The sequence below is a fragment of the Chryseobacterium kimseyorum genome (genome assembly GCF_025971945.1).
Classification (GTDB): Bacteria; Bacteroidota; Bacteroidia; order Flavobacteriales; family Weeksellaceae; genus Chryseobacterium; species Chryseobacterium kimseyorum.
Window position 1 is genome coordinate 218837 of the sequence record NZ_JAPDHW010000008.1, and the last position, 19293, is coordinate 238129.

Here is a 19293-nt window from a genome sequence, read left to right on the forward strand (position 1 = left end):
GTACAATGTACTTTTTACAACTGACATTTTACATTTTATTTTAATACCTGTTCTTTAAACTGATGGCCGCGGTCTTCATAATTTTTAAATAAATCGAAGCTTGCGCAGCATGGTGACAACAAAACCGTATCGCCACTTTTGGCCAATGATTTGGAAATTTTCACCGCTTCTTCCATACTGGAAGTGTCATAAATAAACTCTTTTTTATCTTTAAAGAAGTCTATAATTTTTTGATTATCAAGTCCTAAGCATACAATTGCTTTGACTTTCCTTTTCACTAAATTCTCAATTTCTGAGTAATCATTTCCTTTATCCTGCCCGCCCACGATCCAAACGGTTGGAGTTTTCATGCTTTCCAAAGCGTAATACGTTGCATTGACGTTGGTCGCTTTGCTGTCGTTGATGAATTTAACACCATCCCTTTCAGTTACCAATTCCAGTCTGTGCTCTACTGCCTGAAAGGTCATCAATGAATTTCTGATGCTTTCATTATTGATTTCCAATATTTTACCAGCGATTGAAGCGGCTAAGCTGTTGGCAACATTGTGGGTTCCCATTAAGGACAACTCGTCAATTTTCATTGAGAATTTGTCTTTCAGTTTTACAATTAATTCTTCCTCATCGATAAAACCTCCTTCATTCAGTTTCTCTTTGGTTGAGAAAGGAATCATCTTCGCTTTAATTTCAAACTTTTCAAGAATATTTTTGCTCATTTCATCATCTTTATTGTAGATGAAAAAATTATCATTCTCCTGATTTTCAGCAATTCTGAATTTTGCCAGAGCATATTCTTCGTAGTTGTAATTGTACTGATCTAAATGATCCTGAGACAAATTCAACAGTAACGAAATATACGGTCTGAAGTTCTGAATATCATCCAACTGAAAAGAACTTACCTCCAAAACATAAAACTCGTGATTCTCATCAGCCACCTGTTTTGCGAAACTGTAACCGATGTTTCCACCTAAACCTACATTCATTCCGTCACTCTTCAGGATGTAGTAGATTAATGAAGTTGTTGTTGTTTTTCCGTTGCTTCCGGTGATGGCAATGATCTTGGCGTTGGTAAATTCTGAGGCAAATTCTATTTCCGAAGAAATTCTGATTCCCTTCTCATGAATTTTCTGAATCATCTCTGCCTTCTTGGGAATTCCCGGGCTTTTTACGATCCATTCAGCGCTTAAAATCCTTGCTTCGTCGTGGTTTCCTTCCTCGAATTCAATACCATTCTCTGTCAGAAACTGCTTGTAGTTATCCTTAATAGCTCCCTTATCTGAAAGAAATACTTCCAAACCTTTCTTTTTAGCCAAATAAGCAGCACCACAACCGCTTTCTCCACCTCCTAAAACAACTATTTTCATAATCTTGCTTGATTTAATGATTGAAAAATTTAATAATTTGAATCTTTCAATTTTTAAATGAATCTTATCTCATTTTCAATGTTATAAGACATACAATTGCTAACATAACTCCAATGATAATCATCCTGTTAACGATTTTACTTTCGTGAAAACCATCTTTCTGATAATGATGATGCAGAGGAGACATTTTAAACAATCTATTATTCTGGGCATATTCTAACCCGAATTTTCTCTTTCTGTATTTAAAAACAACTACCTGAAGCATCACAGAAACATTTTCAATTAAGAAAATTCCGCACAGTACAGGAATCATTAATTCTTTTCTTAAAATAACAGCCAAAACAGCGATCACACCGCCCAACATCAAACTTCCGGTATCACCCATAAAAACCTGCGCCGGATACGTATTGTACCAGAAGAATCCGATAACTGCTCCTACCATGGCGACGACAAAAATCGTGGTTTCACCCATGTTTGGGAGAAACATAATATTGAGATAATCTGCAAATATGATATTCCCGGAAACGTAGGTGAAAAATGCAAGTGTCAATAAGATAACCGTACTCGTTCCTGCAGCCAAACCATCAATTCCATCGGTGATATTGGCTCCGTTTGAAACGGCTGTTACAATGAAAATTACAATAGGAATAAATACAATCCACGCCCATTCGTGAGCATCTTCATCACTCATCCAGAATAAAATTCCGCTGTAATCAAATTCATTATTTTTAGCAAAAGGAACGGTGGAAACAGTAATCTTTTCAGTAGGCATGAAATTCTGCTCTACGTTATTTCTGTTAACCACTTTAGCATCTGCATATTTCCTTTTCACAGTAATATCCGGATGAAAATACATGGTCACTCCAATAATTAAACCTAAACCAACCTGCCCGACAATCTTAAATTTCCCGCTTAATCCGTCTTTATTTTTCTTTACCTTCTTTAAATAATCATCTAAAAATCCTATTGCCCCCATCCAAACGACAGTCACCATCAAAAGCACGATGTAAATGTTGGTAATTCTGGTAAACAGTAAAACCGGAATTAAAGTCGCAATGATAATGATGAGACCACCCATGGTAGGTGTCCCTTCTTTTTGTTTCTGCCCATCTAGTCCTAAGTCACGAACCAACTCTCCCATCTGTTTTCCCCGCAGATAATTGATGATGCTCTTACCGTAGATAAGCGCTATCGTCAAAGACAATAAAACCGCCATCCCCGCACGGAAAGAGATGTACCTCAACATTCCCATTCCCGGAATGTGGATACCTTGGCTCGTTAAGTATTCGTATAAGTAGTATAACATTTCTTATTTATTTTAGTTCTAAAGATTAAACTGTTTGAAAAAGACATATGTTCTATTATTGCAAACTGAATCTATTTTGCTTCCTTTTTCAAAACTTGGATAAATGATTCCAACCTCATTATACAGTTTCAAAATCTCTACTTTATATTTTTGCTCCCTGTTTCTTAAAAATTTTTCACACAAACAAATACCTACTCCTTTTTTAGCATTTGATTCAGAAAAATCTATAAATCCCGGCTGCAGATCTTCCAACTCATAAATTTGTTCACAATCTAAAATTTTAATTTCCTTTTTTGAATTATCTTTTAAAAGAAAAACTATCAATATTCCCCCACAAAAAATTAGAGAAATTATTAATATCATTTTAGATGTTTTCATAATTTAAATCTTCGTGCAATTACTTCGACAGAAGCTTCCAAAGCTCATTTATTACTTCTTTATCATCAAAATGATGTTTCACCCCATTAATTTCCTGATAGTTTTCGTGCCCTTTTCCGGCTACGAGAACAATGTCTTTCGGTTCAGAGAACTTAATGGCCATTTTTATGGCTTCTCTTCTGTCCGGAATTGAAGTGTACTTGCTGAAGTTCTGAGGTTCAACGCCTGCTTCAATTTCTTTTATAATCTGATTCGGATCTTCCGTTCTCGGGTTGTCTGAAGTGATTATTGCCAAAGTGGATTTCTTTGAGGCAATATTTCCCATTTCAGGTCTCTTGGAATGATCTCTGTCTCCTCCACAGCCGAAAACTGTAATCAGTCTTTCATTTTTTGTTCTGATGTCATTGATACTGTCTAAAACATTTTCCAATGCATCTGGAGTATGTGCGTAATCAACGATGAAGAAAATTCCACCGTCAGACTTGAACGTTTCAAATCTTCCGGAAACTCTTTTCAAAATGCTGATTGCCTGAAGAATTTCATCTTGTTCGAAACCTAATTCAGAAGCAATTCCGAAAACAAGTAACAGATTGTAGACATTGAATTTTCCTGTTAAAGTTGTCCAGAATTCTTTCCCGTTGAAATTCAAAAGCATTCCGTTGAAATCAACTTCCAAAGTTCTTCCATGGAAATCTGCCATCGTTTTCAAAGCATAAGACCTTTTTGCAGCCTTTGTGTTCTGAAGCATCACGTTTCCGTTTTTATCGTCAACATTCGTGATGGCGATTGCATTTGCATTTAACTCATCAAAAAATCTCTTTTTGATTTTTAAATATTCGTCAAACGTTTTATGATAATCTAAATGGTCGTGCGTCAAGTTGGTAAAGCCAGCAATTTTGAAAGTCAGCCCTTCAATTCTGTTTTGGGCAATGCCGTGAGAGCTTACTTCCATAAAGGCAAATTCACATCCTTCCTCAACAGCCTGAGCCAAAATTTTATTGATGGTAATTACATCCGGAGTCGTATGCGTAGCCGGAATGACTTTTTCGCCAATTCTAATTTCTACTGTCGACAATAATGCTGAGTCGTACCCCAAATTTTTAAACACATCAAAAAGCAAAGTCGAAACAGAAGTTTTCCCGTTGGTTCCGGTAACGCCGATTAACTTTAACTTTTCTGAAGGATTTCCGTAGTAATTAGAAGATAAATGCCCTAATGTTTTAGACGCATCTTTTACTTTAACGTAAGTAATGTTTTCATCTAAATTTCCCGGAAGTTCTTCGCAAACAATAGTTGTCGCACCTTTTTCGATAGAAGATGCAATAAATGAATGACCGTCCACAACCGTTCCTCTCAATGCGATGTACAAAGAGTTTTCGGATACCTTTCTGCTGTCGAAAACCAATTCTGACACCTCACGGTTGCTTTCACCATGAGTTTCTAATACCGGAATTCTGTTTAATAATTCAACTAATTGCATTGCTTTGATGCGGTTTATTTTATTTTTTGCCTGTTGATTATAATAGGATTTCATCCTTTCATTATCAGGCAGTCTTTTCAATACTTATTTCTAATTTTGCAGAGTCAAATATATTCTCTGATTTTTGGTGATCGTGGTGCCTTCAAGAGGAAATTGTTCTTTAATTCTTCCCACTCCTTTAAAGTCTACACGATATCCTAAATTTTCCAATTGTGGGATCGCATTTTTACCAATCAATCCTACTACACTTGGCATTTGTTTATTATTAACTGCTATTTTTACATTAGGTTCAACCATTTTATTGAGATTAACCTTTCTGTCGACAAGCATTTCTTTTTCTACATTCTGAGGTGTTTTCAGGAAAGTTTTACCTGCAATTTCCTTAAAAACCGGTGCGGAAACCGTTCCCCCATAAAATCCTTTCGAAACATTTGGCTCACTGATCATTACATAACAGGTGTATTTCGGATTGTCTGCCGGATAAAATCCTGCAAACGAAGCTCTGTACTTCATCGGGCCTGGCAACCAGTACTCAAATCTTGCGGTTCCCGTCTTTCCTGCCATTTTCAGATTCGGAGTGAAAATACTTCTTCCTGTTCCTTTTTCAACAGCTTTTGTCAAAGCGCTTGTCATCATCTGAATGGCTTTTTCTGATGCCATTTTCTTTACAATCACTTCCTCTTTTGCTTCAAAAATTGTCTTCCCGTCCTTCATTATTTTATCAATGAAAAGAGGTTTCAGCATTTTACCGTTATTGGCAATTCCGTTGTAGAAAGTTGTCAACTGCAGCAAATTGATATTAGTCGCATATCCGTAAGAGATTGAAGCTAAGGTCGCAGCGTTCCAGGACTTGCTTTTTGGAGTTAAAATTCTAGGTTTTGTAATTCCCGGAAGCTCAATATCCATTTTATCAAACAACTTCCATCTTCTTAAATGATCAAGAAAAATCTGTGGTTTGTCTGCATAGAATTTAGTGATCAATTTCGCAGTTCCCACGTTACTTGATTTAGCTAAGACATCGCTGATCTCGTATGTTCCTCCACCGTGACCGTCTGAAATTCTCTGTTTAGCGTAAGTCCAGACACCATTTCCTACGTTTACCGTTGTACTTTCATCGATAAATCCGTCATCCATAGCTGCTAACAACGAAATTGTTTTAAAAGTAGATCCCGGTTCAATATTATCTTTTAGACCATAATTGTACGCATCTTCGTAAACCCCAGGCTCGGTTTCTCTTAAATTAACCATTGCACGAACTTTCCCGGTCGCCACTTCCATGACGATTACCGTTCCGTGTTTCGCCTCAAAATTAACCAGTTGCTTTTCTAAAGCTGAGTGAGCAATATCCTGAATTCTAAGATCTAAAGTGGTATAAACATCCTGACCGTCAGTCGGTTCTTTTACTTTCCAGAAGTCAATCGGCTTCCACTGTGATGAATTGACTCTTTGCTCAAGTCGCTCGCCGTCAGTTCCTGTTAAAAATTTTGAAAAAGCTCCTTCAAGACCGGCTTTTGCAACTCCATTGTCAATTCCTATTGTTCCGGCACCAATTTCTGAAGTAGCCAGTTCTCTTTTGTAATTTCTGTCTATGATAAAACCACCTTTGTTTTTTCCTCTTCTGAAAATCGGGAATTTTCTGATTCTGTCGTATTCATCGAAATCAAGACCTTTTACCAAAGAATAATATTGGTTTTTCTTTTTTCTCTGCTCGTCAAATCTTTTTCTGAAATCAGCTCTCGGCTTTCCAAACATTTTACTTAGAGAATCGGTAAGCGGTCCAATATTATTGGTGTAGACTGTATCTTTTATGGTTTTAAAATCAAGATAAACGTCATAACGCATAACCGTGGTAGCCAGAATAGAACCGTCTGACGCATAGAGATTTCCACGCGCAGCTTTCAGAGTAGCGGTACGGTAATTATTGTTAATGTAATCATCTTTAATTTCCTGAACATTGGTATTCTGCAGAAGAATAATTCTCCCGATGAAAAGCACAAAAACGCACAAAGCTCCCACTGCAAAGAGGTAGCCCCATCGTAATGTTTTCTTACGTTTGTTGTCGTATTCACTTGGCTTTTGCATCTGTACTGTCCAGTTTTATTAACAATTTATGAGGGTGACTTTCTAAAGTCATTAATGAATCTTCGGCAACCTGCTTCCCCAATTCAGATTCCATTTTTACTTTGATGAGCTTACTTTGCGCGTAGGCATTTCTGGATTTATATTCTTCTGTTTCTTCTTTTAAAGCGTTTACAATTTTTATCTTTTTGTTTACCAAATGGTTAGAATAAATCATCCCCATCATCAAAACAAAAATCAACAAGAAAAACTTATAATGCGTTGTCAACTCATCACGGTTCAGAAAATTCCCTTTTATAATATCTATAAAAGTGAGTTTTTTTTGAGGACGATATGTTGGTTTTTTTGCCACAGACTTTGTCTGATTTTATTTTTATTTAAATTATTGTCAATTTTCTTTGAAGTCAATTCATTTCATTTGTCAATAGTCAATTTTAAAAATTCACCATTGACAATTCACTATTCACTTTTACAATTTTATTCCTGTTCTCATTTTAGCACTTCTGGCTCTTGAGTTTTCTTCAATCTCTTTATCGTCCGGAATAATCGCCTTGCTTTTTACGAGTTCAAATGCTTTTGCGTAATTTCCATAGATATCGCGTTGCGGTTCTCCTTCAAACATTCCGTTTTTCAGGAATCTTTTTACCAGACGGTCTTCCAGTGAATGATAAGAAATCACCACAAGTCGTCCGCTGGGTTTCAAAACATTGTAAGCCTGAACCAGCATTTCCTTTAAAACTTCCAGCTCCTGATTAACTTCAATTCTAATCGCCTGAAAAAGCTGTGCATAAAATTTATTCACTTTATGCGGCGGAAGGAAGCTGAATAATTTTTTCAGATCTTCCGTTGTGTTGATTGCTTTTATTTTTCTGTGATGAACGATATCTCTTGCCAGTTTTCTTGCTTCTCTTAGCTCACCGTAGTAATAAAAAATATCTGCTAAAGCTTCTTCGTCGTATTCATTGATTACTTTCTTAGCATCCAGACTCTGCATCACATTCATTCTCATATCGAGTGGTGCATTGTTTCTTGTAGAAAAACCTCTCACGGCTTCATCAAACTGATGAGAAGAAACACCAAGGTCAGCCAAAACGCCATCCACCTTCGCAACTCCATACATCAACAGAGAATTTTCAAGAAATCTAAAGTTTTGATTGATTAAAGTAAACTTCGGGTCATCAATGGTATTTTTCAGTGCATCCAAATCCTGATCAAATGCGTATAGCTTTCCATTTTCAGAAAGCCTGTATAAAATCTCCTGCGAATGACCGCCACCACCAAATGTGCAGTCCACATATATTCCGTCCTGATTCGTCACCAAATCATCCACACTTTGCTTCAATAAAACGGGGTTGTGATATATGCTCATTTGTGTATTCTTTATTTATTCTTCATCAAAAGCGCCCATTACATCTTCTGCCAGACTTGCAAAATCTTCTTCATTGGTTGCAATTACCCTTTCATAGGCATCTTTATCCCAAATTTCGAAAAGTTCACCTGCACTTGTCACTACAATTTCCTTAGTAAGATCAGCATAATGCGTCAGATCTTTTGAAATCTGCAGTCTTCCGGCGCTGTCCAGTTCTACAGTTTTTACACCTGCAGTAAACATCCTGATGAAATCAGCATTCTTTTTAATGAATCTGTTTAGTTTATTAATCTTTTCCATCAGCTTATCCCATGCTTTCATAGGGTAAACTTCGAGACACGGTTGAAACACAGAACGCTTTACTACAAAGGTTTTGTCCTCAAAGTTCTCCATCTGCTTAATCAGCGATGAAGGCACCTTCAGGCGACCTTTGTCGTCTATTTTGCACTCATATGTTCCAATGAAATTTCTCATTTGGGACAAAATTATACAAATTTTTCCAAAAGCTCCCACTTTTTCCCACTTTTTGACTTAATGTTAATAAGTTTTACGCCAGAGTAAGCAAATCAGCTTTAAATATTTGATATCACAAGACTTACACAGCATACTATTCATCGAATACTAAAAAGATTTTTAAAAATTACAGTATGAAAAGCTTGATTATATTATTTTTATTTTAAATTAGAGATATCAAAAATTTTTTGGTGTATAATTTGTATTTTTGCAATGCTTTATTAAAGCGATTTTATGATATTTAGTACAAAAAAAGATAAGAAATATACCTTCATTGAAGCTGGGGAAGGACATCCATTGGTGCTTTTGCACGGTTTGATGGGTGGGTTGAGCAATTTTGACAAGATGGTGAATTTTTTTTCAGAGAAAGGGTTTAAGGTCTATGTACCTCAGCTCCCTATCTATGATTTGCCGGTACTCAATACCAATCTTACCACAATCGCCAAATATGTTATTAAATTTATCGAAAGCGAAATTGGCAAACCTGTAACCATTGTAGGAAATTCTATGGGTGGCCACGTTGGGCTTATTCTGACTTTGGCAAGACCTGACTTAGTGAAAAACTTAGTTCTTACCGGAAGTTCCGGTTTGTATGAAAGAGCTTTTGGTGACAGTTTCCCGAGAAAAAATGACCGTTCATATATAAGAAAGAAAGCTGAAGAGGTTTTCTATGATCCTGCAGTTGCTACAGAAGCTTTGGTAGACGAAGTTTTCAGCGTAGTCAATGACAGAATGAAAGGAATAAAAACGGTAATGTTGGCAAGAAGCGCCATCAAACACAATATGTTGAACGATCTTCCTAAAATTGTACGTCCGACGTGCCTGATCTGGGGGAAACAGGATAATGTAACACCTCCTGAAGTTGCAATTGACATGCATAAATTTATCCCGAATTCAGATCTCTTCTGGATCGATAAATGCGGACATGCTGCAATGATGGAAAAACCCGATGAATTCAACGAGATTCTTTACAATTGGGTAAAAGATAAAATATAAATTAAGACTAAACCATTAAGACTTTCTTAATGGTTTATTTTTCTAAATTAAATCAAGACAAAATGGTTATAAAGACAGCAGAGTTTGTAAAAAGCAGCGGTAAATGGCAGGAATGTCCGGAAGGAACCATCCCGGAATATGCTTTTATCGGACGCTCAAACGTAGGGAAATCATCATTGATCAATGGTATGCTCAACAGGAAAGATTTGGCAAAAACTTCAGGAACTCCGGGGAAAACTCAGTTGATTAATCATTTCATTATTAATGAAAGCTGGTATCTGACCGATCTTCCGGGCTACGGATATGCCAAGGTTTCAAAAGTGATGAGAAGAGATTTTGAAAAATTAATTAACAACTATATTTTAAACAGAAACAATCTGGTGAATCTTTTTGTTTTGGTTGACTCCCGTCACAGTCCACAGAATATTGATTTGGAATTTATCCAGTGGTGTGGAGAAAGCGGCGTTCCTTTTTCAATTGTTTTTACAAAAGCAGATAAACTGAAACCCAATGTTCTTATCAAAAACGTTGAAGATTACAAAGCTGAACTTCATAAAACCTGGGAAGACCTTCCTGAAATTTATGTAACATCTGGAGAAAAGAAAACCGGAACGGAGGAGATCTTAAGTTTCATTCATAAAACCAATGAATTTTTAGCCAATAACAGCGTGACCTTTAATGAGTAATATTATTTGGAAAATAAAAAGTTTTGAAGAAATTACCACTTCCGAACTTTACGAAATTATCAAAGCGAGAGTTGATGTATTTGTAGTAGAGCAAGACTGCCCGTATCCTGATTTGGATGGATACGATCAGCAGGCTGTTCACATTTGGGCAGAACAGGATCAAGATGTTTTAGCATACTGCAGAATTTTCAACAAAGAAATTAAATATCCGGAAACTTCCATCGGCAGGGTTCTCACGACTGAAAAAGCCCGCGGAAAAAGTTTAGGGAAACAACTGATTCAATACGCAGTAGAAACCATAGAAAACCGCTTTCATACGAGTGAAGTGAGAATTTCTGCTCAGGATTACCTGTTAAGATTCTACTCAGGATTCGGTTTTGAAGATACAGGAAAGAAATATTTAGAAGACAATATTCCTCACACGGAAATGTTTAGAAAATAAGTGGCTGTTGGCAATTAGCTTCTGGCTGTTGGCTTTAAAATCAGATAAGTGAAATTGAAAGATTTCTTATTAATTTTTTTGAATTACTTACTTTAAAATAAATATCAAAACAGCACTTTTTTGAAGGTGCTGTTTTTTAATTTGGATTTAAAAAACTGATTTTGCCTTAAAAAACACTCCAAACATTTGATTATTGTATTTCTTTCTTAAATGAAATGCCTTATATCTTAAATCATTGCAGAGTTATTACAAAAACTTTGTCTTTCATTGCGATATAAAAACGCAATGGAAGACAAAATCTTATTAAAATTAATCTGAACAAAGCCGTTTCACTTATTTTCGAAATATAAGGAATTGGAAATATGCAACAGGTACAAAATCAAAAAGAGCCTGACCATAAAAACCAGACTCTCCATTTATAAAACAAAAAATGTTAAGGATATTCGTTTCTTGCTCTCGTCACAAGACCAACTAAATCTGAACCTCCGCTGGCAGAATTAATGCTGGGATTATGCGCACTCTGAGTGGCAACCGCATACGGTGAGCCATTCCAATATCCCCAGAACGGACCACCACTTTGTCCAGGCCAGATATCAGCTTTGTGCTGAATACTTTGATTATCATCGGGGCTCCAGAAATCGCCATCTAAGGCGATGCCGGTCTGATAAGTGGGTCTCTGAGTTCCTGTCAAGTCTGCAGGATAACCGGCATGGGTAAAAGACGCCTGCCCGTCCCAGGAATCTGAGTAACTTTTAGCTCCCATCCAGCCAGTGCTGTTTCCCATGGGTCTGTCGAGAACGACAACCACATAGTCAAACTGTACTTCTGTGCCATCAATTGTAGGGCCGGCAACTTTATGTTTGTAATAAGTCTGAATTCCCCAGGCACTTCCGTAAGGGGCGCTTCCGTTGTAATACATCGGTGTGAATTTTATCCATCCTGTCTGGTTGTTGGGTTTCCAATCGATGATATGTGCACAAGTCAAGAGATGTCTCGGCCCGATCATTACGCCACTTGCTACGCCCAAAGGACTTTCTACTCTACCGATGCAACGCCATGGATAAGCTGTTGAGTTGAACACTTTTCTCTGATCAGGTCCGAAGATCGTTCTTGCATTTTCAGCATTCAGGAAATTTTCTCTTTCTATAAATTTTGGTTTACGGTCTTTTTTAGGCTCCAATTTTGGCTGATACTCAAAGTCGGCATGCGCTGGATAGAAGAAATCGGTTTCAGGATTTTCGTCGGCCGCGGATTTTTCTTTCATGGTAATGGCTACAGACTTTGTTCCTTTTGGATACGTTCTTCCATCGATGGTTTCCATTTCCGGTTCCTTTTCGGATAATTTTAAGTTGGCTGATTTCTCAGCAGATTTTGCTTTAATTGTTTTAAGTTTTAAAACTTCTTCAGCAGTCATTGGGTTGTTGTTTTCAATATTAGACATGATTATTTGGTGTTTTAATCAGTTTTTTCCTACTCTTTGGATGGCTTTTCGGATTCCGCCAGTTTAGTTTTATGAAAATATTTTTTGTGAAAATTCTGTCCTGATGCTTTCTGTCTGGTTAATCTGTGCGGCTCCCATTGCAGCCAATGCCATTGCAATCTGGTTATCTAATGTTCTCCGCACAATATTACCATTGGTGGCACGCAGGATTTTGCAGAAATGATAGGTGAAATAACCTCTGATCTGGCCATTCATATTTCCTTCCATAGAAACCTGATTGTCTTTGGAGGCGGCCCACAGCGTATGATTCATTCCAACGATCGGAACTAAAGCTTTTGTGGTAAAAGTTTCTTTTTTAGATGTTTTAGATAATGGAATTTCGTTGGCATACGTCATATAAAACTCATCTTCAAGCATGGGTGGTATAAAACGGGCAGTTTCGTAAGAGAAATCTACGCTCAATCCTAAATCCATTTTTCTTGTTCCGGTTCCGGAATGACAGCAGTCGAACACCACTTCAAGATTTACTCCGGCTTTCAGTTTACTGAGAACAGCTTTAAAATCATCATCCCGAATAACTCCGGCACTTGCGTAATCATGTGGACAAATCGCTTCATCTAAACCGTCGATTTCTAAATCTGCACCTATGTTGGCCACTCTCGTTCCGTGTCCTGAATAATAAAACACCAAAGAATCGCCTTTTACACTGGTACTTACCAAAGATTTCAGATAATTTAAAATATTGGCTCTTGTTGCGTTCTGATTGGTCAAAATCCTGATTTGCGAAGGTGCAAAACCACAGATCACCAATGTATTGGCCATATCCCGTGCGTCGTTGACGCAGCCGTTTAAATCCGGACCACCAGATCCTATTGGCGCATAGTCATTAATTCCTACGATGAGTGCTTTTTTCATTGTATTAGTTTTTTAAATTTTCCTTACTCTATTATCGGCTTTTCAGGTTCTGCCTGTAACTTTAATTTCACAGGACAAAATTCTGATTTTCAACAGTATGAGAACAGAGGAGAATACCTGATTTCTTACAGGAAAAGCACCTTACTGAAGATTTAAATTTTAGAAAGATGTGGATCATAAAAAAATCCTCACCAGAAATTGGAGAGGATTGATTATTGTCTTAAACCGAAGTGTCGTTCCTACGGAACTATAAATTATGTTTGCATATTACTACAAACACATTGCTCCGCCGGAGCAAAAATTCATGTGACTACTTTTTGTATTTAAATTAAATCAACATAAATTATGTTTTAAAGCAAAAAGCACCAGCCCCACTCTGTTTTTTATTTCTAATTTAACGAAAACAGAATCTCTGTAACCATCGATTGTTTTTGGGCTTAAACACATTTTATCGGCGATTTCTTTGTAAGTCAGTTCGCTGCAGGCAAATATGATGAATTCTTTTTCTCTTTCCTTTAAATCTGAAAGCAGCGAGGCATTTTTTGCATCCTCGGTTTGCACTTTCAGGAGTTTCTGAGCTACAAAATCAGTATAAAAACTTCCTTTTTCAAAAACAGTATCTATCGCTTGAAAAAGTATCGAAGGCTGCATATCTTTTAATAGATACCCTTTTGCGCCCGCTTTCAACATTCTGATCAAAACCTTCTCATCATCTTCCATTGTCAGTGCAATTACTTTGATTTCCGGATGATGTTCTGTAAGCCATTCTGTGGTTTCGATGCCGTTTTTATAGGGCATATTAATATCCATCAAAACAACGGCAGGAAGTTCTGAAGTTTTTTCCAGGCCGTTGATAAAATCTTCCCCGTTCGGTTGGTTCATTACCACACGGTATTTAGGATTTTCGGCAATCATGTTTTCTAATGCTTTAGACATTAAAGTATGATCATCGACTATAGCAATCGGAATTGTTTTCATGGTAAGTTTTTGTAGTAGGTTATCGTCGTTTTTGTTCCTTCTTCAAGTTTTGACTGGATAGAGAATTCCGCATGTATCAGTTTGGCTCTTAATTCCATATTTTTTAATCCGGAACCATCGTTCATGCTGTCGGTATTGAAACCTTTTCCGTTATCAATGATGGTAATTTGCAAATTATTATGATCATCTTCCAAGGTTATGACCAGATTTTTCGCTCTTGAATGTTTTAAAATATTATTAATGCTTTCCTGAATTATTCTGAATAAAATTAGCCCATGTTTGGGAGTAATATCAATGTCATGCTTCTGTGTTACGAACTCTATCGTCAGTAACCGCAGCTTTTTGATTCTGTTTATTTCTCTCTCTATCGATTCTATAAGCCCGAAATGAATAATCTGTTCGGTGATCAGAGTTTTAGATAAATTTCTGACATCCTGGATGCATTCGCCTAATAACTCGTTTAATTCGTTTAGTTCCTCTTTTTCACCATTACTAAGCTTGTTGAGAAGCTGATTCTGTCTCAAACGAACGACGGAAAGTTTTTGTCCCAAATCGTCATGAAGTTCCTGCCCAATATAGTTGAGCGTCTGTTCCTTCATTTCGACCTGCGAAGTCGCCAGTTCTTTTTCAAAATGCAGGTCTTTTTCTTTCTGCTCGATCAATAATTTAGTTTTCTTCCGAATGAAAATCAAATACACGAAAATCATCGTTACCACAATAATTAAAAGTGTAATTGTAAAAACAATGATAAAACTGTTTTGCTCTTCATTCATAATCCCTCAGATTTTATTGCGGCAGGCCGGTTCCAAAATAAACCATAGACAATCACTCCATTGTTTAAGATATTTAATAAGAACATTATAATACCAAAAATATCATTCGCAACCTTAATTCTGAAGAAAAACAGCGGAATAATTCCGATGTAAAGGATGAGCGAACCCACAGAGATCCAGAAGGGCAGATAGTTTTTTATCTCAAATATTTTGTCTGAATTAAAGGTCTGATAAAAAAACAGAATGATAGAAAATATTAACAGAAGGATGTTGATGTAAAAAATATTAAAAGAAAGATACTGGAAAAAGCTTCTTTCTAATAAAGACACCCCGAAAACATTGACGAAAAAGAGAACCAGAAATATCATCTGTATTTTTTTCAACAGAGGAATGTAGAGCAATTTGTAGTAATAAATCAAATAGATCAAGAACACAATGGCAAGACATATACTGTAATATTTCTCGGTCGGCAGGTTAGTTAGTTTGTAGTAGAAGTAAAAAAAGAGATCGCTGACAGACAGTATGATATATCCGGCGAAAAAAAACAGATTTACTTTTCCGATTTTTTTATAATTAATTAAAATCAAAATCATCATCATGACCAAAATGATCATGGATATCTGTTTCCCTAATTCTACATCCCAGGCCATCATTATAATTTTCAGTTCAAAGTATTTGCAGAAACGTGATTCGGTGGTGGCGACAGATTGGTCATATTCATAGGCTGTATAGATTCTATTTTTTCGTATTCATCAGTTGAACCGCCTCTTCTCGCGTCAGTAGCTTCTTTCTTTGTGGTTGGCATTAAAAAGATGGTCTGATAACCTGCAAATTCAGGTTTTGCCATCTTGTTCGCAGGATGGTTTGCAGGATATTTTCCCATATAAATTTTAATTCCCACATTTTTAATATCCTTTTCTTTCGCCTGTTCTTTTACATATTGAATGTAACCTTCCATTTCTTCAATGGTAAACGAATACCATCTCGAGTCCGGCTGTCCGTTTCGGGCTTCTGTAAGAATTTTGTTATTGGTTTTAGTATATTCATCAAAAAGAATCTGCGCATCCTGATGGGTAATCAGTTTCTTCATATAACTGTCATCTACGGGCGTTCCATCCACAGGAGGATTACCACAGCGCACAGCAATCATTACAAAAACACTTAAAATAAGCACGCCAGGAAGCGCACTGAAATTTTTAGATAAAAAAGGAGTTTTCATGGATATTAATTTTTATAAGGTTATCTAACAAAAGTAGTTAACTCTTCAAATATACAAAAGAGGAAAAACACTCTTTTTATATTTTAGATAAAAAATACTTCAGGAAAACTTTTGAAAAAGTAAAGAAAAAAGGTTTAATAAAACACTGCCCTTCAAAATATCACAGCATAAAAATCAACCCTGTTCTTTTTCATGGATCTGGATTAATTGGTCGTATTCAATTTATCTTTTATTATTTTTAGATTTTTCAGAAACATTATTTATACTAAAATTATCTCTGAAAACAACCACCCATCTTCCCCTCTTATTTGATTATTTCGAGTCAAAAATGCCAAATTTTATTTTTCATAATCATAAAGAAATAAAGAATTGTGAAAATTTTTCATATTCATCATTACATTACGAATTATTCAAATTTCTGCCATTATCACAATTCAGCATTGAAAATCAACACCTTATACAAAGTAGTACACAGATGGTATATGCTTTATTTGTAAACGCGTGCGACCTGCCATTCCTTTGCAGTATCATTTCGAATTCCTCCAATGAAAAAAACCAGCACAAATGATGAGAAAAGAATCTCAAAGTTTTTATCTATCCAGATAAAGACTTTGAGTATTTTCTTACTGTGCTTTTTTAATTTTTATACTGCCCAAAACATCTCTAATGAGAATGCCATTCATCTAAATAATGGTGTGCAGATTATTGCAGAAAACAGTGCTGAGAAAGAAGTTAAAAATCAAATCTATGTAACAGCAGGCACATCGGTTTCAGATTTCTCAGAAAGCAATTTAGAGATTGTAAAAATCAAAGATGCCAAAAAACATATTGCGGCTAACATCAAATCAGCACCTCGCCTTAAGCAGAAAAATGTAAAAGCCGAGCCCGTAAAACAAAAAGTAGCGAATACGCTGCCGAAAGAGGAAGAAACATTTACTTCAGGTTCAGAATCTGATTATATTTTTTCTATTGAGCAAAATCACAGCAATGCTGTTGCTCAAACACAGAATCCGGTTTTGAAAAATTTACTTACGGCTGGTTTCTCCTCTTTACAGACGCTTTCTTTATTAGACTCTGTTAAAACAATAATGCCAGACTATCTTACGTATTTCAACGATAAGATAAATTCTGAGTCTTATTCTGTAAGGCCGCCACCCATACGCTTATAAAATCTTCACTCAATCAGCGCACTCTATTTTAGAATTATGAGGGTTAAAATTACTCGCTACAAACTCTCCTGAAAATCAGCACAGTAAGAATAACAATCATTGATCTTAAAAAACTATAAACATGAAAATCTTTTCATGTCAATAAATCTGACTTTAATATATAAATCAATATCTGGTAACAGAAAATATCCAAATAAATGAAAAAATTTAAACCAAGTTTTGGGCGAACCCAGCTTCTTATCGTCACGGCGTTTTTGCTTTTAAGCAACTTAGTTTCTGCTCAGACTCCGACTCTTATTGGGGAATACGTTTATTCTACTAAAGGACAGGGAGCCGCAGGAGTACCAAACTTTAATTACAATATTCCCAGCGGAAAAAACAGAGTTATGATTGTAACTGCTTATTTTGAGAGAGACCATATCGCATTAGGACAAAACTATCCCGGGACAACTGCCGATGATATACCTCAATTATTGGTAGGCACTCATAACATAAGTCGCTACTACTATAATTATCGTTTTTATGGCTTTACTAACAATATTCCAGGCTATGCTTATATGAGTACTTCAATCATTTCTTACAGAATGAGCGACTTACAGAGTCTGCCAACAGGAAATACATCATTTTCTTTCCCCAGCATTGCCAGTAAACCACCTCAAAGTGCTGGAGATGATGTGATTATCAGCGTTTCTGTTTTTGAAAATGCTAGCCAGTCTGTGCCAGCATCCACGCTTATTGGGAATAACTCTGATGCGCCATCTTCATCTACCACATTCTCTACTTTGACATCCACTGCACCAATAGCTCCGGTAGGAACTTCCCAGGCTAATATTGTTTACATTGCACATGGTGCAATTTCTCAGCAAAGTGCTCTTAACAATTCCACCGGATGGATCGATATTAACACCGAAACCACGAATAATGCCTTAGGTCAGAGCTACGCAGGATTTCCCGATGATTATGGATTTAGGCCTAATAATGAAGCAGATGGTGCATCTATGAAAACAGTATACCGCTCAGGAATATCAGGTAATCCTACCATAAATTTCTCAAGACCTACAAGTACGAAAATATTGAGTTATCAGGGCAGAATCACTCCAGTACTTCCCTTAGCCCGACCAAGTATTTCAGGTACAGTCTTCAACGATACAAATGGCCCTGCCACTATACAGGGTACCGGCACAAATGCAGGTGGAGTGTATGTAAATCTCATTGATATCAATAATAATCTTGTTTATTCGGCGGCAGTTGCTTCTAACGGTACCTATACAATCCCTTCAGGACTTGCAGTGGAAAGCAATCAATATCGAATGGAAATCAGCAGCAATACAGGAACGGCAGGAAACCCTGCACCACTAAAGATGTTGCCATCAGGTTGGGAGACTGTAGGGGAAAGCAGCACAGGAACCAGTCCATATACAAGTGACGGAACAAATGACGGAATTATTAACCTAACTATTGGAAATACCAACCTTCCAGAAATGCGTTTCGGGATTACTACTTGCGCTGCAGGAACCACAGCTCCCACCGTTAGTTCAAATCTAACAAATGTCTGCCCCGCAACAACAGTAAATCTTACCACTGCACAAACATCAACAGCACCTTCGGGAACGCAGATCGTCTGGTTTACCAATAACGTGCATTCGGGGGCACCACTTACCGCAACGCAGGCTGCTAACGCAGGTGCAGGAACATATTATGCATTTTATCAAGGCACAAGTAATGCAAGTTGCTACAGCGCTGCTTCCAACCCCCTTAATGTGACGATTAACTCATGTGTAATCTGCAATGCGGGAACAGCTGAAAGTAACCAAACAATTGCATATAGCACTGCCAACTGCATTAACTTTAACTGGCTCAACAGGTGATATTCAATGGCAGGTTTCTACTGACAATATAACTTTTGCTAATGTGGCCAGCGGTGGAACAGCAACCAGTTATTCACCGGGAATATTGACTGCAACAAGATATTACAGAGCGGTGGTTACAAGTGGCAGCTGTACTTCGACCTCTAACGTATTGACGATCACAGTAAATGCACCTACATTTGACTGTATAGGAAAAATCTACAGCTTAGCCGGAGCTACAGGAGAAATCAGAGCATTTACAGATCCTGCTATATCAGGAGCTCTGGGAACAGTTGTAAATACAACACCTTATCCACAGACACCTGCAAGTTCGGCAAATG

At 36.9% G+C, this 19293-nt stretch carries 20 protein-coding genes; 6 read left to right on the forward strand and 14 right to left on the reverse strand.

The annotated features are described in order from the left end of the window. Positions 1-35: 35 nt before the first annotated feature. The 8 genes from murD to mraZ all read right to left on the reverse strand — a co-directional run bounded on the left by murD (position 36) and on the right by mraZ (position 8447). Positions 36-1361 (reverse strand): UDP-N-acetylmuramoyl-L-alanine--D-glutamate ligase, encoded by a 1326-nt coding sequence (gene murD / locus OMO38_RS13140; RefSeq protein WP_264750647.1) that lies wholly within the window; start codon positions 1359-1361, stop codon positions 36-38. A gap of 64 nt (positions 1362-1425) precedes the next feature. Next, complete coding sequence (mraY, locus tag OMO38_RS13145) at positions 1426-2667, reverse strand: phospho-N-acetylmuramoyl-pentapeptide-transferase (RefSeq protein WP_264750650.1); 1242 nt, start codon at positions 2665-2667, stop codon at positions 1426-1428. A gap of 18 nt (positions 2668-2685) precedes the next feature. After that, positions 2686-3045 (reverse strand): hypothetical protein, encoded by a 360-nt coding sequence (locus OMO38_RS13150; RefSeq protein ID WP_264750652.1) that lies wholly within the window; start codon positions 3043-3045, stop codon positions 2686-2688. 19 nt (positions 3046-3064) lie between these two features. Beyond that, entirely contained in the window at positions 3065-4525 is a 1461-nt protein-coding gene (locus OMO38_RS13155; protein WP_264750654.1) for a UDP-N-acetylmuramoyl-L-alanyl-D-glutamate--2,6-diaminopimelate ligase, read from the reverse strand. Positions 4526-4615: 90 nt separating this feature from the next. Continuing rightward, on the reverse strand, positions 4616-6607 hold the full coding sequence (locus tag OMO38_RS13160; protein ID WP_264750656.1) for a penicillin-binding transpeptidase domain-containing protein: 1992 nt from the start codon (positions 6605-6607) through the stop codon (positions 4616-4618). Further along, positions 6591-6956: an FtsL-like putative cell division protein gene (locus OMO38_RS13165; protein ID WP_264750658.1), complete on the reverse strand. Its 366-nt coding sequence runs from the start codon at positions 6954-6956 to the stop codon at positions 6591-6593. Before OMO38_RS13165 ends, OMO38_RS13160 begins: the two co-directional genes overlap by 17 nt. A gap of 117 nt (positions 6957-7073) precedes the next feature. Further along, entirely contained in the window at positions 7074-7967 is an 894-nt protein-coding gene (rsmH, locus tag OMO38_RS13170) for a 16S rRNA (cytosine(1402)-N(4))-methyltransferase RsmH (RefSeq protein WP_264750676.1), read from the reverse strand. A gap of 21 nt (positions 7968-7988) precedes the next feature. Continuing rightward, a complete protein-coding gene (gene mraZ / locus OMO38_RS13175; protein WP_264750659.1) occupies positions 7989-8447 on the reverse strand; it encodes a division/cell wall cluster transcriptional repressor MraZ in 459 nt (152 codons plus the stop codon). 273 nt (positions 8448-8720) lie between these two features. On the opposite strand from mraZ, the gene OMO38_RS13180 reads away from it, so the two are divergent. The 3 genes from OMO38_RS13180 (at position 8721) to OMO38_RS13190 (ending at position 10610) form a co-directional block, all read left to right on the forward strand. Next, the gene (locus OMO38_RS13180; RefSeq protein ID WP_129535559.1) at positions 8721-9482 is read left to right on the forward strand and encodes an alpha/beta fold hydrolase; all 762 of its coding nucleotides are present in this window, start codon (positions 8721-8723) and stop codon (positions 9480-9482) included. Positions 9483-9544: 62 nt separating this feature from the next. Further along, the gene (yihA, locus tag OMO38_RS13185) at positions 9545-10168 is read left to right on the forward strand and encodes a ribosome biogenesis GTP-binding protein YihA/YsxC (protein ID WP_264750660.1); all 624 of its coding nucleotides are present in this window, start codon (positions 9545-9547) and stop codon (positions 10166-10168) included. Next, positions 10161-10610: a GNAT family N-acetyltransferase gene (locus OMO38_RS13190; RefSeq protein WP_264750661.1), complete on the forward strand. Its 450-nt coding sequence runs from the start codon at positions 10161-10163 to the stop codon at positions 10608-10610. The genes yihA and OMO38_RS13190 overlap by 8 nt, the downstream gene beginning before the upstream one ends. Positions 10611-11043: 433 nt before the next feature. Here OMO38_RS13190 and OMO38_RS13195 read toward each other — a convergent pair whose 3' ends face one another. The 6 genes from OMO38_RS13195 to OMO38_RS13220 form a co-directional block, all read right to left on the reverse strand. Beyond that, a complete protein-coding gene (locus OMO38_RS13195) occupies positions 11044-12051 on the reverse strand; it encodes a trypsin-like serine peptidase (protein WP_264750662.1) in 1008 nt (335 codons plus the stop codon). Positions 12052-12120: 69 nt separating this feature from the next. Then, entirely contained in the window at positions 12121-12966 is an 846-nt protein-coding gene (locus tag OMO38_RS13200; protein ID WP_264750663.1) for a caspase family protein, read from the reverse strand. 333 nt (positions 12967-13299) lie between these two features. Then, positions 13300-13944 (reverse strand): response regulator transcription factor, encoded by a 645-nt coding sequence (locus OMO38_RS13205; protein ID WP_264750664.1) that lies wholly within the window; start codon positions 13942-13944, stop codon positions 13300-13302. Then, positions 13941-14717, reverse strand: coding sequence for a sensor histidine kinase (locus OMO38_RS13210; RefSeq protein WP_264750665.1), 777 nt, complete (start codon positions 14715-14717; stop codon positions 13941-13943). The genes OMO38_RS13205 and OMO38_RS13210 overlap by 4 nt, the downstream gene beginning before the upstream one ends. After that, positions 14714-15370, reverse strand: coding sequence for a hypothetical protein (locus OMO38_RS13215; RefSeq protein ID WP_264750666.1), 657 nt, complete (start codon positions 15368-15370; stop codon positions 14714-14716). The genes OMO38_RS13210 and OMO38_RS13215 overlap by 4 nt, the downstream gene beginning before the upstream one ends. A gap of 8 nt (positions 15371-15378) precedes the next feature. After that, positions 15379-15936 (reverse strand): hypothetical protein, encoded by a 558-nt coding sequence (locus OMO38_RS13220; RefSeq protein WP_264750667.1) that lies wholly within the window; start codon positions 15934-15936, stop codon positions 15379-15381. A 545-nt stretch (positions 15937-16481) separates the two neighbouring features. On the opposite strand from OMO38_RS13220, the gene OMO38_RS13225 reads away from it, so the two are divergent. The 3 genes from OMO38_RS13225 to OMO38_RS13235 form a co-directional block, all read left to right on the forward strand. Next, entirely contained in the window at positions 16482-17105 is a 624-nt protein-coding gene (locus OMO38_RS13225) for a hypothetical protein (protein ID WP_264750668.1), read from the forward strand. Positions 17106-17302: 197 nt separating this feature from the next. After that, positions 17303-18973: a hypothetical protein gene (locus OMO38_RS13230; RefSeq protein ID WP_264750669.1), complete on the forward strand. Its 1671-nt coding sequence runs from the start codon at positions 17303-17305 to the stop codon at positions 18971-18973. Next, a partial coding sequence (locus OMO38_RS13235; protein ID WP_264750670.1) for a hypothetical protein occupies positions 18924-19293 on the forward strand: 370 nt, incomplete at its 3' end. The genes OMO38_RS13230 and OMO38_RS13235, both read left to right, overlap by 50 nt.